This is a genomic window from Algibacter ulvanivorans (genome assembly GCF_048381495.1).
Taxonomy (GTDB): Bacteria; Bacteroidota; Bacteroidia; order Flavobacteriales; family Flavobacteriaceae; genus Algibacter_B; species Algibacter_B ulvanivorans.
This window is the reverse complement of sequence record NZ_JBLWGD010000006.1, coordinates 21,935-37,196: the sequence shown is the minus strand read 5'-3', so window position 1 is coordinate 37,196 and position 15,262 is coordinate 21,935. Positions and strand designations below refer to the sequence as shown.

Genomic DNA, 15,262 nt, shown 5'->3' with positions numbered 1-15,262 from the left:
GTACTAATGTTATCAAGAAAGGTAGAGGGATTAGACCCGTTGAAGCCTTGGCAACCCTTTAACTTTTAAAGAAGGTGCTAAATTCTACTAATAGAAATATTAGAAAGATAACGAAAAGTAAATCCTTAGCTTTTCTTGATGACATGTAGATAATAAATATCAAATGTCAAGTATACAACAAGCATTAAAAGAACGAATTTTAGTTTTAGATGGCGCTATGGGCACCATGTTACAAGCTTATAAATTTACTGAAGAAGATTTTAGAGGCGAGCGCTTTAAAGATTATCCAACACCATTACAGGGTAATAACGATTTGTTATCTATTACACAGCCAGAAGCTATAAAAATCATTCATGCAAAATATTTCGAGGCAGGAGCAGATATTGTAGAAACCAATACTTTTTCTGGAACTACCATTGCTATGGCAGATTATCAAATGGAAGATTTGGTTTACGAGTTAAATTATCAATCGGCAAAAATAGCTAAAGAAGTTGCAAATAAGTTTACAGCAAAAGAACCACATAAACCACGTTTTGTAGCAGGGTCTATTGGGCCAACAAACCGTACAGCAAGCATGTCGCCAGATGTTAACGACCCTGGTTTTAGAGCCGTTACTTTTAATGAGTTGCGTATTGCTTATAAACAGCAAGTAGAAGCTTTAATAGATGGCGGTTCAGACTTGTTATTGGTAGAAACCGTGTTTGATACCTTAAATGCCAAAGCAGCATTATTTGCAATTGAAGAAGTTAAAGAGGAAAGAAATATAGAGGTGCCAGTTATGTTAAGCGGAACCATTACAGATGCTTCAGGTAGAACATTATCAGGTCAAACAGCCGAAGCTTTTTTAATTTCGGTATCGCATATTCCGTTACTTTCAGTTGGGTTTAATTGTGCTTTAGGTGCTAATTTGTTACAACCGCATTTAGAAGCTATTGCCAATAAAACAGATTTTGCTATTTCTGCACATCCTAATGCAGGATTACCAAATGCCTTTGGGGAGTATGATGAAACACCCGAGGAAATGGGTGCTCAAATAGAAGAGTATTTAAAAAAGAACTTAATGAATATTGTAGGGGGCTGTTGCGGGACAACTCCTGAACATATAAAAGTAATAGCAGATATTGCAGCAAAATACGAACCTCGTCGTTATGCCGAAACAATTTCGGCATCGTAATAAAATTGTTGAATGTAGATGAAAGTGAAACAAACAAAATACATGAAATTGTCTGGTTTAGAACCTTTGGTTTTAAACGAGAATAGCAATTTTATAAATGTAGGAGAACGAACTAATGTAGCAGGTTCACGAAAATTTCTTCGACTAATTAAAGAAGAAAAATTTGATGAAGCGCTAGATATAGCAAGACATCAAGTAGATGGTGGCGCACAAATTATCGACATTAATTTTGATGATGGCTTAATTGATGGTAAAGAAGCCATGGTTCGCTTTTTAAATCTTATTGCAGCCGAACCCGATATATGTCGTGTACCTATCATGATAGATAGCTCTAAATGGGATATAATCGAAGCAGGGCTTCAAGTTGTACAAGGAAAATGTGTTGTTAACTCGATATCGCTTAAAGAAGGCGAAGAAAAATTTATTTGGGAAGCCAAACAAATAAAACGCTATGGAGCAGCCGTAATTGTAATGGCTTTTGATGAGGTTGGGCAAGCAGATAATTACGAACGTAGAATTGAAATAGCAAAACGATCTTACGATGTTTTGGTAAACAAAGTAGGTTTCCCATCCGAAGATATTATATTCGATTTAAACATATTTCCTGTAGCTACAGGTATGGAAGAACACCGAAAAAATGCTATCGATTTTATTAAAGCTACAAAATGGGTTCGAGAAAACCTAGAAAATGTTTCGGTTAGCGGTGGTGTTAGTAACGTATCCTTTTCATTTAGAGGTAACAACCCTGTTCGCGAAGCCATGCACTCGGTGTTTTTATATTACGCCATCCAATCTGGCATGAATATGGGTATTGTAAACCCAGCTATGTTAGAGGTTTATGATGATATTCCAAAAGATTTATTAGAACACGTAGAAGATGTTATTTTAGACAGACGAGACGATGCTACCGAAAGATTATTAGAATTTGCCGAAACTGTTAAAGGCAAAAAAACAGAGAAAACGGTAGATTTATCATGGCGAGAAAACCCGTTGCAAGACAGAATAACGCATGCCCTTGTAAAAGGTATCGATGCTTTTATTTTAGAAGACATAGAACAAGCCAGACAAGAAGCCAAAAAACCAATAGAAGTTATTGAAGGTCATTTAATGATTGGGATGAATGTAGTTGGCGATTTGTTTGGGGCTGGTAAAATGTTCTTGCCACAAGTCGTTAAATCTGCTCGTGTTATGAAAAAAGCAGTAGGATATTTAAACCCTTTTATTGAAGCCGAAAAAACAGAAGACGCAGAACCCGTAGGTAAAATATTAATGGCAACTGTAAAAGGCGATGTGCACGATATTGGTAAAAATATTGTAAGTGTAGTATTAGCTTGTAATAATTACGAAATTGTCGATTTAGGGGTTATGGTACCACCCGAAAAAATTATTGAAACAGCAATAAACGAGCGTGTTGATGCTATTGGGCTATCTGGATTAATAACACCATCGTTAGACGAAATGGTGTATTTAGCTAAGGAAATGCAGCGCGAAAACTTCGAAATACCATTGTTAATTGGAGGCGCAACAACATCAAAAGCACACACAGCTGTAAAAATAGATACACAATATAAAAATGCAGTAGTTCATGTAAATGATGCATCTAGAGCGGTAACCGTAGTGGGAGATTTATTAAACAAAAAATCATCAAACGCTTATGTAGCCAAATTAAAAGCAGATTATGATGAATTTAGAACCAAGTTTTTAAAACGCGGAAAACAAAAAACATACATCTCAATAGAAGAAGCCAGAAATAGAAAATATAACATAAATTGGGAAACTTCTGAAATTATAAAACCTAACGAATTAGGCGTACAAATTTTAAAACAATTAAGCTTAAAAGAATTAGTACCATTTATAGACTGGAGTCCGTTTTTTAGAAGCTGGGATTTACATGGTAAATTTCCAGATATTTTAACCGATAAAGTGGTTGGCGAGCAAGCTACAATTATGTACAATGAAGCTCAGGTTATGATAAAAGAAATTATAGCAAAACAACTTTTAAAACCTAAAGCTGTATTTGGGTTGTTTGAGGCAAACACAATTAATAACGATGATATTTCTGTACAGAAAAAAGGAAAAGAAATAGCTGTGTTTAGAACCTTACGCCAACAATTAAGTAAACGAGAAGGTGTACCAAACCATGCGCTAGCAGATTTTATAGCACCAAAAGAAACAGGCAAAACCGATTATATAGGCGCCTTTTGTGTGGGTATTTTTGGTGCGCAAGAACTAGCAGATAGTTACAAAGAAAAACAAGATGATTATAACGCCATTATGGCACAAGCCATAGCCGATAGGTTTGCCGAAGCCTTTGCCGAGTATTTACATAAACAAATACGAACCAAGCATTGGGGATATGCAGTAAACGAAGATTTAACCAACGACGATTTAATAAAAGAAAACTATAAAGGTATACGTCCAGCTCCGGGGTATCCAGCATGCCCAGACCATTTAGAAAAAGAAACCATTTGGCAATTATTAGAGGTTGAAAAACTAATTGGTGTTAAATTAACAGAAAGCTTAGCCATGTGGCCAGCAGCAGCAGTATCGGGTTATTACTTTGCTAACCCAGAGGCTAAGTATTTTGGTTTAGGTAAAATAACAGACGATCAGGTAACAGACTATGCTAGCCGAAAAGGCATAACAAAGCAGAAAGCCAGAAAATGGTTGCACCCAACACTAGCAGAAGAATAAATGTAGTAATTAATAAGTTAACAATTTGTTTTATTTGAAATAACAAATTAAAATAATAGAAATAAGAATTTTGCAGAAAATTATTAAAATGAAAAAAATTAAAACAGAAGTACTGTTCTTTATTCAGCTTTTAATATTGGCCGTTTCTGCATTTATAGTGGCTTATTTTGTATAAAAAAGCAATATGAAATTTATAGAATTAACTTTAGGGAGTTATATTATATCGCATGGGTACGATAATAAAAATAAAGAAATTTTACAACATGTAAATTCAGATACATTTTCTAAAAAAATAGTGCCTATTTCTAGAATTAAATCGGTAAGCGATAAGTATGTTTTAACCGATTATGCCGACGGTAGATGGATTTACTGGGAGTATAAAGAACATTATGATGATGTAAAAAAAGCTTTGGTGTAACTCACTATAATAATTAATTAAGGTGAAAACAAAAAATAATATAATTGAAGTGAAAACATTATCTGTTATTCCTTTTGTTTTAGCAATTTTAATTTTGCTTCCAGCAGAAGCATTTTTAATAAACCTTATTAATGTAAGTAACCAGTATACTATGGCTTTAATTTTTCATCTTATTTGTACTATTATTTTGCTTTTAATATTTACCGGTACTTTAATTATAGAGTTTAAAAGTAAAGAAGATTTGCTTATTACCAAATGGAAAATAAGGCCATTATTTACTAAAAGAGAAAATCAAATAATTGCTATTTCAGAAATTAAAAATTGGAAGTTGCTTACAGGTCGTGGTTCCGATAGCTTAAAAATATTCCTAACAAATAATAAAATTGTTAAAATAGATTTTAATAACCTTATTGATTTCGGAAAGAATTCTAAGAAAAAAGATAGATTAATAAAATATCTTATTTCTAGAAACATAAATTCAATTTAAAAAAACTAGTAGAAATAAAATAATGCCAAAACCTTATAGATTTTAGGTTTAATATAAAATAGAAGGAGTTTTCACTAGTGTGAAAATAGCAAAAAAGAATAAATGAAAGTAACAGAACACATAGAAAAGGCAAACGGGAAAACATTGTTTTCGTTTGAAATTATTCCGCCTCAAAAAGGTAGAAATATTCAAGAATTATACAATAATATAGATCCGTTAATGGAGTTTAATCCACCATTTATTGATGTAACAACCTCTCGAGAGGAGTATATTTATATTGATAAAGGCGATGGGCTTTTAGATAGGAAGATAACGCGTATGCGCCCAGGAACGGTTGGTATTTGTGCCTCTATACAACATAAATATAATGTTGATGCTATTCCGCACGTGTTGTGTGGTGGTTTTACAAAAGAAGAAACAGAGTATGTGCTTGTAGATTGCCATTACTTAGGCATACAAAATGTAATGGCTTTACGTGGCGATGCTATGAGCCATGAAAAATATTTTGAAGCCGCTAAAGGTGGACATAAATTTGCTACCGAATTGGTTACACAAATTCAGAACTTAAACACAGGTAAATATTTACACGATGTTATTGAAACAGAGCATAAATCCGATTTTTGTATTGGAGTTGCTGGTTACCCTGAAAAGCACATGGAAGCCCCATCGTTACAAACCGACTTAAGACGCCTTAAAGAAAAAGTTGATGCTGGAGCAGATTACGTGGTAACTCAAATGTTTTTTGATAACGATAAGTATTTTAAGTTTGTTGATGCTGCTAAAAAAGCAGGTATTAATGTGCCTATTATACCTGGTATTAAACCTATTGCTGTAAAAAGACATTTACAGTTATTGCCTCAAGTTTTTAAAATTGATTTGCCAGAAGCGTTAATTACAGAGGTAGAAAATTGTAAGGATAACAAAGCTGTTAGGCAAGTTGGTATAGAGTGGGCTATTAAACAATCTGAAGAACTTAGAAAAGCTGGTGTACCTGTACTACATTATTATTCTATGGGTAAAAGTGATAATATTAAAGCTATAGCTTCGGCTTTGTTTTAATAATTAACTTACTTTTGCAGCATAAAACCTATTTATGCGCCACATATTTTTTTGTGTTTTTTTTGTAATATTTAGCTTTTCTTTTGCTCAAGATAAGACGCATACATCGTATTTTGATGTCAATTATTTTAAAGGAAATATAGCATTACACAATAACGAAATTTTACACCTAATAAAAGGGCACCCAGAAGGTGTTATTTTAAGTTGGAATAAAAAAACCTATGGTTTTAAAGCATGGGAGCAACGTTTTAATTATCCAGATTATGGTGTTTCGTTTGCTTACCAAGACATGAAAAATCCTGTTTTAGGCAATAATTATTCGCTTTATGCGCATTATAATTTTTATTTTTTTAATAGAAATTTAATGTTCCGCATTGGGCAAGGTATGGCTTATAATACTAACCCTTATGATAAGGAAACTAATTTTAAAAACGTGGCTTTTGGTTCTAAATTTGGCAGTAGCACCTACGTTATGCTAAATTATAAAAAGGAACGTATAATAGATAGGTTTGGCTTGCAAGGAGGTTTTTCGTTAATTCATTATTCTAATGCTAATGTAAAATCGCCAAACAATGGTACAAATTCTATTACGTTTAATCTTGGCTTAACGTATAGTTTAGATCGAGAAGATTTGGAATACCAACACACTATAAATTTAAAAGAAGACCAAGATTTTTCTGAGCCTATAAAGTATAATTTAGCATTTAGAACGGGTATTAACGAAAGCGATATTGTTGGTAGTGGCCAATATGCTATGTATGTTGTTTCTGCTTACGCCGATAAACGCATAAATAAAAAAAGTGCTTTACATTTAGGAACAGACGTGTTTTTTTCAAATTTTTTAAAAGAACTTATTTATTACAGAAGCGTTGCTTTTCCTAATGATGGTCTTTCCGGCAATGAAGACCATAAACGTGTAGGTATTTTTGCAGGACACGAATTGTTTGTAAATAAAACATCGTTAATTACGCAATTAGGCTATTATGTGTATTATCCTTTTGATTTTGAAGGTCGTGTTTATGTAAGAATAGGGTTAAAACGATATTTTGCAAAAAAATGGTTTGGAGCATTAACACTAAAATCTCATGGTGCTAAAGCAGAAGGAGTCGAATTTGGTATTGGTGTAAGATTATGAAAAAAATAGTTTACATATTAATTATAGGGTTTATAATAACATCTTGCGATAGTGAAAATGCGGGTAATTGTTTTCAAAAAGCAGGAGATATTATACAGCAAGAAGTTGCCATTTCTAGTTTTAATAAAATATGGGTAAATAGAGATATAGAGTTGGTTATTACCGAAAGTGCAGAACATCGTGTATTAATTGAAACAGGTAAAAACTTAATGGATGATGTTGTAGCTAAAGTTACAGATGGAAGATTAACATTAACCGATAATAATACCTGTAATTATGTTAGAGACTATGGTATAACAAAAGTATATGTTTCTGCTCCAAATATTACAGAGATAAGAAGTTCTACACAATATACTATTAGTTCTAATGGTGTTTTAACATACCCAAATTTAACCCTTTTGTCTGAAGATTTTGGAGCACCCGGGGCATTTAATGTAGGCGATTTTAATTTGCAAATAGATAATACCAATTTAAAGTTAACATTTAATAACTTATCGGTTTGTTACGTTTCTGGTAAAACCAATAATTTAAGTATAACCTTTGCGGCAGGAACACCAAGGTTTGAAGGTAGAGATTTAATGGCTCAAAAAGTTATGGTTTTTAACCGAGGTTCTAACGATATGATTGTTAATCCGCAGCAAGAAATTACAGGCGAAATTTCTGGAATTGGAAATGTAATTGCTGTACATACACCTCCAATTGTTAATGTTGAAACTGTGTATAGAGGGCAATTAATTTTTGAATAATGCTACAGATTGTTTTGCTATTTCTAATTCTTCATTAGTAGGAATTACTATTATTTTTACTTTCGAATCGGTTTTACTAATAACGGTTAGCTTGTTTGTTCGTGTTTGGTTTTTTTTAATGTCAAGATTAATACCTAAGTAATCCATGTTTTTGCAAACCCGACGTCGTATTTCTGCCGAGTTTTCGCCAATACCGGCGGTAAATACAATAGCATCTAAACCATTTAAAATAGCAGCATAACTACCTATGTATTTTTTTATACGATAAGCATTCATTTGTAAAGCTAATAGGCATGATTTGTTTCCTTTTTCAGCTTCAAATTGAATATCTCTTAAATCGCTAAAACCTGTTAAACCTAGCATACCACTTTTTTTTTGTAGTAAAGTGTTAATATCATCTAAGCTATAATTAAATTTTTTAGCTAAATGAAATATAATAGATTGGTCTATATCGCCAGAGCGCGTGCCCATAATAAGCCCGTTAACAGGAGAAAAGCCTAATGTGTGGTCTATACTTTTGCCGTTTTTAACAGCGGTCATGCTACAACCATTTCCTAGGTGAATGGTTATAATTTTAGAATCTTTTTTTCCTAAATAGTTTATTGCTTTTTGCGAAACAAATTTGTGGCTAGTGCCATGAAAGCCATATAAACGAATATTGTGTTGGTCTGCATATTTATTAGGAATAGCATATTTATAAGCATACTCTGGAATGGTTTGATGGAAAGCCGTATCGAAAACTGCCACTTGTTTGGCATGCGGAAAAATAGCTTCGGCAACTTTAATACCTTCTAAATTTGCAGGATTGTGTAATGGCGCTAAACTAGAAAGGGCATTAATTTTTTCTTTTACTTTTGTTGTAATTTGGGTTGTAGCTGTAAAATATTTGCCACCATGTACTACACGATGTCCTACTATATTTATAGCATCAGTAGATTTAATAATACCTGTTTTACTGTGTAATAATTGTTTTAATAATAATTCTAATCCAACTTTATGATTTGGTATGGCTTGTGTTATTTCAATTTTATCTTTATCGGTATTAAATTTAAATAACGCATCATCTAATCCAATACGCTCAATTAATCCATAGCATAAAATGGTTTTTTTAGGCATTAAAAATAATTGAAACTTTAAAGAAGAGCTTCCAGAATTTAAAACGAGTACTTGCATATATTAAAGGTCTTGTGCTTGAATGGCGGTTATTATTACGGTGCTATAAATATCGTCTGCTGTACAGCCACGACTTAAATCGTTAACAGGTTTGTTAAGACCTTGTAGCATGGGACCAATGGCTAAAGCTCCAGTTTCTCGTTGTACTGCTTTGTAGGTGTTGTTTCCTGTATTTAGATCTGGAAAAATTAACACGCTAGCTTGTCCTGCAACTTCAGAATTTGGTAGTTTGCTTTTGCCAATTCGCATATCAACAGCAGCATCATATTGAATAGGACCTTCTATTTTTATATTTGGTTCTTTTGTTTTTGCTATTTCTGTAGCTTTTCTAACACGCTCAACATCTTCACCTTTGCCCGAAGCACCAGAAGAATAAGAAAGCATGGCTACTTTAGGTTCGATACCAAAATTTTTAGCTGTTTTTGCTGATGAAATAGCAATTTCGGCCAACTGCGATGCATTTGGGTTTGGGTTTATAGCGCAATCGCCAAAAATAGAAATACGGTCTTCTAAACACATAAAAAACACAGACGATACAATGTTTACGTTGGGTTTTGTTTTTATAAATTGTAATGCAGGGCGAAGGGTGTGGGCGGTGGTATGTACAGCTCCAGATACCATACCATCGGCATGGCCTTTATAAATCATCATGGTTGCAAAATACGATACATCGGACATGGCATCTTTAGCCATATCTAAATTTACATTTTTGTGTTTTCTTAGTTCGTAAAAAGTGTTTACATAATTTTTAAAATAGGAAGATTTTTGTGGGTAAATAATATTAATATCTTCAATATTTAAAGGAATATCGTATTTAATTAGTTGTTCTTGAATTTTTTCTTTTTCACCAATTAATGTTAAATTAACAACGCGGGCATCAATTAATCTTGCTGCAGCACGTAAAACGCGTTCATCGTAACCTTCGGGAAGTACAATGTGTTTTTTGTGTTTTAAAGCGCGCTGTAATAAGTTGTATTGAAACATTCGAGGTGTAAAAATATCGGACTGAAAAGTAATTAAGTCTTCAGACAGTTTTTTTGTTTCTACATGTTTTTCGAAGGTTGCTATCGAGGTTTCAATTTTCTCAATATTTTCGGCATAAATTCTTGATTTAATTTTACCTATGGTATTGGTTACAAAAAAAGTACCATCTTTAACGCTAATTATTGGAACTACGCTAGACAAGCCTTCAATTAATTTTAAGATAGGAGCTTCAGGAATTAAGCCTCCTGTTAAAATAATGCCTGCTATTTTTGGATAGTTTTTAGAAATATTGGCTTGTAATGCACCCAGAATAATATCTGCGCGATCGCCAGGTGTAATAACTAAGGCGTTTTCTTTTAAATGGGTTAAATAGTTGCGTAGTTGCATAGCGCCTACACTAAAGTTTTCTGATTGGTTGTTAACCATATCTTCACCAAATAGTATGGTGCCTTTAAGTTTTTTTGTTATTTCTTTAATGGTTGGGTTTGCTAAACTTTTAATTTTAGGAATTACAGTAATATCTGTTCCGTTATTTATTCTTGCTTTTAGTAGAGATTTTAAGTTTGTTACATCGTCTGCGTTAATTTTATTTGTCATTATAGAAAGAACATCTACTTCTTCCTTAAAAGCATCATGCGCTAATTGTACATTATTTACAATTTCTGTAATAGATTTTCCGTCGCCTTGCGATACAATTATTGCTGGTAATCCTAAATTTTTTGATATTAGTAGGTTAATGTCTAATTCTAAACTAGAGTTTTCATGCGAAAAGTCGGTGCCTTCAACTAAAACAAAATCAAAACGCTCTTCAAGGTATTTGTATTTTTTAATTATTTGGTCAATAACATCGCCAGATTTTCCTTTGTTATATAAATCTAATACTTGGCTTCTGGTATAGGCAAAGGTGTTTTTGTAATTAATATCAATTTCAAAATAGGATATCACGGTGTTAATGTGGTTATCCATTTCGCCTGTTTTGGTGTCTTCAACTATTGGTCTAAAGTAACCTACTTTGGCTGTTTTGCCTAAAAGCATACGCATTAATCCTAGTACAACTACCGATTTTCCACTATTTGGCTCTATAGTGGCTACATAAATTCCTTTGCTCATAAGTTTATATTTAATATAGTAACAAATGCAATTTTTGCTTTTTTGTAATAGCTAAAAATGGTTTGTTAGTTATAAATACAAAATTACAGACTTAGTAATTTGGGTATAATGATATTTGTCATACTTAGGTATGAAAACGAAAAAAAATAAGTACGAGTTATTTAGTAGTTAAATCTCTAAATAGAGATTCTAGACTAGCATTTTTTTGATTAAGTTGAAGTATTTTTAATTGGTTATCGTGTGCAAAATCAAAAACGTGAGAGCGCATATCTTCAGAGGTTTTAAAAGATATTTCGTAAACAAATCCGTAGGTGTTAACGACTTTATTTACTTTAGGGAGTTTTAATAAGAACGCATCTTCTACACGGTAATCAAACTCTACAATTACTATTTGCTCTTTATCGTCTCTAAGGTCTTTTAGTTTTTTATTGGCTACAATTTCTCCTTTATTTATAATAATAACACGATCGCACATGGCTTCTACTTCTTGCATAATGTGTGTAGATAAAAATATGGTTTTTGTTTTTCCAATAGATTTAATAAGGTTTCTAATATCTACTAATTGGTTAGGATCTAGTCCTGTTGTAGGTTCGTCTAGAATTAAAACTTCGGGGTCGTGTAATAAGGCATTTGCTAAGCCTACACGTTGGCGATATCCTTTTGATAGTTGTCCAATTTTTTTATGCGCCTCGGGGGTTAGTCCTGTTAATTCAATAACCTCGTTAATACGTTTTTTATTTACACCATAAATGTTTGCATTAAACGCTAAATATTCTTTAATATATTGTTCTAGGTATAAAGGGTTGTGTTCTGGTAGGTAACCCACACTTTGTTGTACAGCTTTAGGGTTTGTATTAACGCTATAACCATTAACTTTAGCTTCGCCTAGATTGGTGTTAAGGTAGGTTGTTAAAATTTTCATCATAGTAGATTTTCCGGCGCCATTTGGCCCTAAAAAACCAACAATTTCTGGTTTACCTACTTTAAAAGAAATATGGTTAAGTGCTTTTTGGTTTCCATATAGTTTTAAAACTCCTTCAACTTCAATAGACATATCTAAAATAATTTGTTCAAAAATAAATGATTATATAATGTAATATAGGATTTACTATAAAATCTTTAAAACTTTTCAGAAAAATAAAAAAAAGGTTTTATAGTATTTTGATTTCTTAAAATAATAATTACTTTAGCCACTCAATTATGACAATGACAACAGGTTATACATATTTTAGCAACTGGTTTTATTTCTTTTTTAGCAAAAAGAACGAGGCGTTGTATGTGTAATTTATAACTATAAATTTAAATATAAGTCTCGATGAAAATCGAGACTTTTTTTTGTTTAACAGTTAAGATATTGAATAAAAATTAATATAAATAGAGTTAAAAATTAAGTTTTGATAAATACTGTAGCCATACAAGGAGTTAAGGGATCGTTTCATCACATTGTATCTCGCGAGTTTTTTAATAACTCTGTTAATGTTATAGAATGTATGACTTTTGATAGGGTTGTAGATGCTTTAATTACTAAAGAGTGCGATGCCGCAATTATGGCTTTAGAAAACTCTATAGCAGGATCTATAATACCAAATTACGCTTTAATTGATAAATATGGATTACATATTGTAGGCGAACATTATTTAGATATTCAGCACAATTTAATGGTATTGCCAAATCAAAAAATTGAAGCTATTAAAGAAGTGTATTCGCACCCAATGGCATTATTGCAATGTAAAGAGTTTTTTAAGTTGCATCCGCATATCAAGTTGGTAGAAGATAAAGATACTGCCGAAGTAGCGCAGCGCATACAAGAAAAACAGCTAGTAGGTATTGGTGCCATTGCTAGTGTTACGGCTGCCAAGATTTTTAATTTAGATGTTTTAGCGCATAGTATACAAACCATTAAGCATAACGAAACCCGTTTTGTAATTGTAAAACGAACAAATTCTGAGGTTTCTAAAAACCATATTAATAAAGCATCAATAAAATTTGAAGCTAGCCATAAACGAGGCAGTTTGGCTACCATTTTAAATGTAATGAGCGATTGTAAGCTTAATTTAACAAAAATACAATCTTTACCTATTGTTGAAACGCCTTGGAAATATGCTTTTTTTGTAGATGTTACATTTGAAAATTATGAAGATTTTAATAAAGCAAAATCTATTATTGAAATAATGGCCGAAGGCTTTAAAGTATTAGGCGAATATAAAAATGCAAAATTATGATAGAGGTAGCAAATAGATTGCAAACCGTAGAGGAATACTACTTTTCAAAGAAATTAAGAGAAGTAAACTTGCTTATAGCAAGTGGTAAGCCTGTAATTAATTTAGGTATAGGAAGCCCCGATTTGCAACCACCAAAAAAGGTGTTGTCTGCAATTTCTGCGAGTTTTGAAAACCCCATAGCACATAAATATCAAAGCTATCAAGGTTTACCAGAGCTTAGAGATGCAATTTCAAAATTTTATAAAACTCAATTTTCGGTTTATTTAAGTCCAGGAACAGAAATTTTGCCATTAATGGGAAGTAAAGAAGGTATTATGCATATATCTATGGCTTACTTAAATGAAGGCGATGAGGTATTAATTCCTAATCCTGGATATCCAACCTACCAGTCGGTAACTAAATTAGTAGGCGCTAAAGGAGTGCTTTATGAGCTTGATGAGACTAACAATTGGATGCCAGATTTTAAAGCGTTAGAAAACCAAGACTTGAGTAAAGTAAAAATAATGTGGGTAAACTACCCGCACATGCCAACAGGAGCAAAACCAAGTAAAATAGTTTTTGAAGAGTTGGTAGCTTTTGGTAAACGTCATAATATTTTAATTGTAAACGATAACCCATATAGTTTTATATTAAACGATTCGCCAAAAAGTATACTAAGTGTAGAGGGCGCCAAAGAGGTTTGTTTAGAGCTAAATTCTTTAAGTAAAACCTTTAATATGGCAGGCTGGCGCGTAGGAATGGTAGTAGGGGCTAGCCAGCATATAAACAATATCCTTAAAGTAAAAAGTAACATGGATTCGGGTATGTTTTATGGGATACAAAAAGGCGCTATCGAGGCTTTAAAATGCTCAAATATGTGGTTTGCAACCTTAAATAATGTGTACCAAGAACGCAGACAGTTAGTATGGAAATTAGCCGATGCTTTAAATTGTACTTACGATAAAAATACATCCGGACTTTTTGTATGGGCCAAATTACCAGCCTATTTAAAAGCCGAAGAATTTATAGATTTAGTATTAAAAGAGAACCATATTTTTATAACACCAGGAACCATTTTTGGAACCAAAGGTGAAGGTTACATTAGGTTCTCTTTATGTGCATCAACCGAGGTTTTAGAAGAAGCTATTGCAAGAATAAAGTAATATGAAAAATATATACTGTATAGGAGTAGGATTAATAGGCGGTAGCCTTGCTATTGATATAAAAAAGAATAACCCAAATGCAATTATTCATGGTATTAGTAGAAAAGATACAACACTAGAAAAAGCCTTAGAGTTAAATTTAATAGACAAAAAAGCAACGCTAGATGATCTTGGAAAAGCCGATTTAGTAATCGTTTCCATACCTGTTGATGCTACAGTAAAATTATTGCCAACTGTTTTAGATAAAATATCCGATACAGGTTTGGTTGTTGATGCAGGCTCAACTAAAGAAGATATTTGTAAAGTTGTAGAAAATCATCCAAAGCGAAGAAATTTTTTAGCCATGCATCCCATAGCCGGAACAGAACACTCTGGGCCAACAGCAGCAATCGAGGGGCTTTTTAAAGGCAAAACAAACATAGTTTGCGAGGTAGAAAAAACAACATTTAAATTACAAGAAAAAGCATTAAAACTGTTTACAGATATTGGCATGCGAATTCGATACATGAATCCTAAAGATCATGATAAGCATATAGCTTACGTATCGCATTTATCGCATATTAGTTCTTTTATGTTAGGAAAAACGGTAATAGAAAAAGAAAAAAACGAACGCGATATTTTTGATATGGCAGGAAGTGGTTTTGCCTCTACAGTACGGTTAGCTAAAAGCTCGCCAGAAATGTGGACACCTATTTTTAAGCAAAATAAAACGAATGTTATCGAAACTCTAGAAGAGTATATAAATAATTTGTCGCAGTTTAAAGAGCTCATGAAAAATGATAATTTTGATGCCATTTTTAATGAGATGAAAGATACCAACCATATTAAAGATATACTTAACGGTATTGTATAGTTGGATAAATAATAAAGCAAAACAATTAAAAATAATAGTAAACACAATAGCTTAAGAAGCTAAAT

General features: G+C 32.5%; 13 protein-coding genes and 1 riboswitch. Of the genes, 10 read left to right on the top strand and 3 right to left on the bottom strand.

Annotated elements, in window-relative coordinates; all coding sequences use genetic code 11:
- Nucleotides 1–6: 6 nt before the first annotated feature.
- Nucleotides 7–114: riboswitch (SAM riboswitch) on the top strand.
- A 49-nt stretch (nucleotides 115–163) separates the two neighbouring features.
- The 7 genes from ACNG5D_RS13790 to ACNG5D_RS13760 all read left to right on the top strand — a co-directional run bounded on the left by ACNG5D_RS13790 (nucleotide 164) and on the right by ACNG5D_RS13760 (nucleotide 7,713).
- Nucleotides 164–1,174 (top strand): homocysteine S-methyltransferase family protein, encoded by a 1,011-nt coding sequence (locus ACNG5D_RS13790; protein ID WP_418184111.1) that lies wholly within the window; start codon nucleotides 164–166, stop codon nucleotides 1,172–1,174.
- A gap of 18 nt (nucleotides 1,175–1,192) precedes the next feature.
- Complete coding sequence (metH, locus tag ACNG5D_RS13785) at nucleotides 1,193–3,868, top strand: methionine synthase (protein ID WP_418184110.1); 2,676 nt, start codon at nucleotides 1,193–1,195, stop codon at nucleotides 3,866–3,868.
- 184 nt (nucleotides 3,869–4,052) lie between these two features.
- Nucleotides 4,053–4,286, top strand: a complete 234-nt coding sequence (locus tag ACNG5D_RS13780; RefSeq protein ID WP_418184109.1) for a hypothetical protein — start codon at nucleotides 4,053–4,055, stop codon at nucleotides 4,284–4,286.
- A gap of 49 nt (nucleotides 4,287–4,335) precedes the next feature.
- Entirely contained in the window at nucleotides 4,336–4,773 is a 438-nt protein-coding gene (locus ACNG5D_RS13775; RefSeq protein WP_418184108.1) for a hypothetical protein, read from the top strand.
- Between the two features lie 102 nt (nucleotides 4,774–4,875).
- Nucleotides 4,876–5,832, top strand: coding sequence for a methylenetetrahydrofolate reductase [NAD(P)H] (gene metF / locus ACNG5D_RS13770; protein ID WP_418184107.1), 957 nt, complete (start codon nucleotides 4,876–4,878; stop codon nucleotides 5,830–5,832).
- 34 nt (nucleotides 5,833–5,866) lie between these two features.
- On the top strand, nucleotides 5,867–6,967 hold the full coding sequence (locus tag ACNG5D_RS13765; protein ID WP_418184106.1) for an acyloxyacyl hydrolase: 1,101 nt from the start codon (nucleotides 5,867–5,869) through the stop codon (nucleotides 6,965–6,967).
- Nucleotides 6,964–7,713: a head GIN domain-containing protein gene (locus ACNG5D_RS13760; protein ID WP_418184105.1), complete on the top strand. Its 750-nt coding sequence runs from the start codon at nucleotides 6,964–6,966 to the stop codon at nucleotides 7,711–7,713. Before ACNG5D_RS13765 ends, ACNG5D_RS13760 begins: the two co-directional genes overlap by 4 nt.
- Here the strand turns inward: ACNG5D_RS13760 and ACNG5D_RS13755 are convergent.
- The 3 genes from ACNG5D_RS13755 to gldA form a co-directional block, all read right to left on the bottom strand.
- Complete coding sequence (locus ACNG5D_RS13755; protein WP_418184104.1) at nucleotides 7,699–8,886, bottom strand: acetate/propionate family kinase; 1,188 nt, start codon at nucleotides 8,884–8,886, stop codon at nucleotides 7,699–7,701. The genes ACNG5D_RS13760 and ACNG5D_RS13755 overlap by 15 nt on opposite strands.
- A gap of 3 nt (nucleotides 8,887–8,889) precedes the next feature.
- A complete protein-coding gene (gene pta / locus ACNG5D_RS13750) occupies nucleotides 8,890–10,980 on the bottom strand; it encodes a phosphate acetyltransferase (RefSeq protein ID WP_418184103.1) in 2,091 nt (696 codons plus the stop codon).
- 157 nt (nucleotides 10,981–11,137) lie between these two features.
- Complete coding sequence (gene gldA, locus ACNG5D_RS13745; protein WP_418184102.1) at nucleotides 11,138–12,034, bottom strand: gliding motility-associated ABC transporter ATP-binding subunit GldA; 897 nt, start codon at nucleotides 12,032–12,034, stop codon at nucleotides 11,138–11,140.
- 340 nt (nucleotides 12,035–12,374) lie between these two features.
- Here gldA and ACNG5D_RS13740 point away from each other — a divergent pair, with 340 nt between their 5' ends.
- From ACNG5D_RS13740 to ACNG5D_RS13730, 3 genes are read left to right on the top strand one after another with little or no spacing between them, the layout of a single operon-like run.
- Entirely contained in the window at nucleotides 12,375–13,202 is an 828-nt protein-coding gene (locus tag ACNG5D_RS13740; protein WP_418184101.1) for a prephenate dehydratase, read from the top strand.
- The gene (locus ACNG5D_RS13735; protein WP_418184100.1) at nucleotides 13,199–14,344 is read left to right on the top strand and encodes a pyridoxal phosphate-dependent aminotransferase; all 1,146 of its coding nucleotides are present in this window, start codon (nucleotides 13,199–13,201) and stop codon (nucleotides 14,342–14,344) included. The genes ACNG5D_RS13740 and ACNG5D_RS13735 overlap by 4 nt, the downstream gene beginning before the upstream one ends.
- 1 nt (nucleotide 14,345) lies before the next feature.
- Complete coding sequence (locus ACNG5D_RS13730) at nucleotides 14,346–15,197, top strand: prephenate dehydrogenase (protein WP_418184099.1); 852 nt, start codon at nucleotides 14,346–14,348, stop codon at nucleotides 15,195–15,197.
- Nucleotides 15,198–15,262 lie beyond the last annotated feature (65 nt).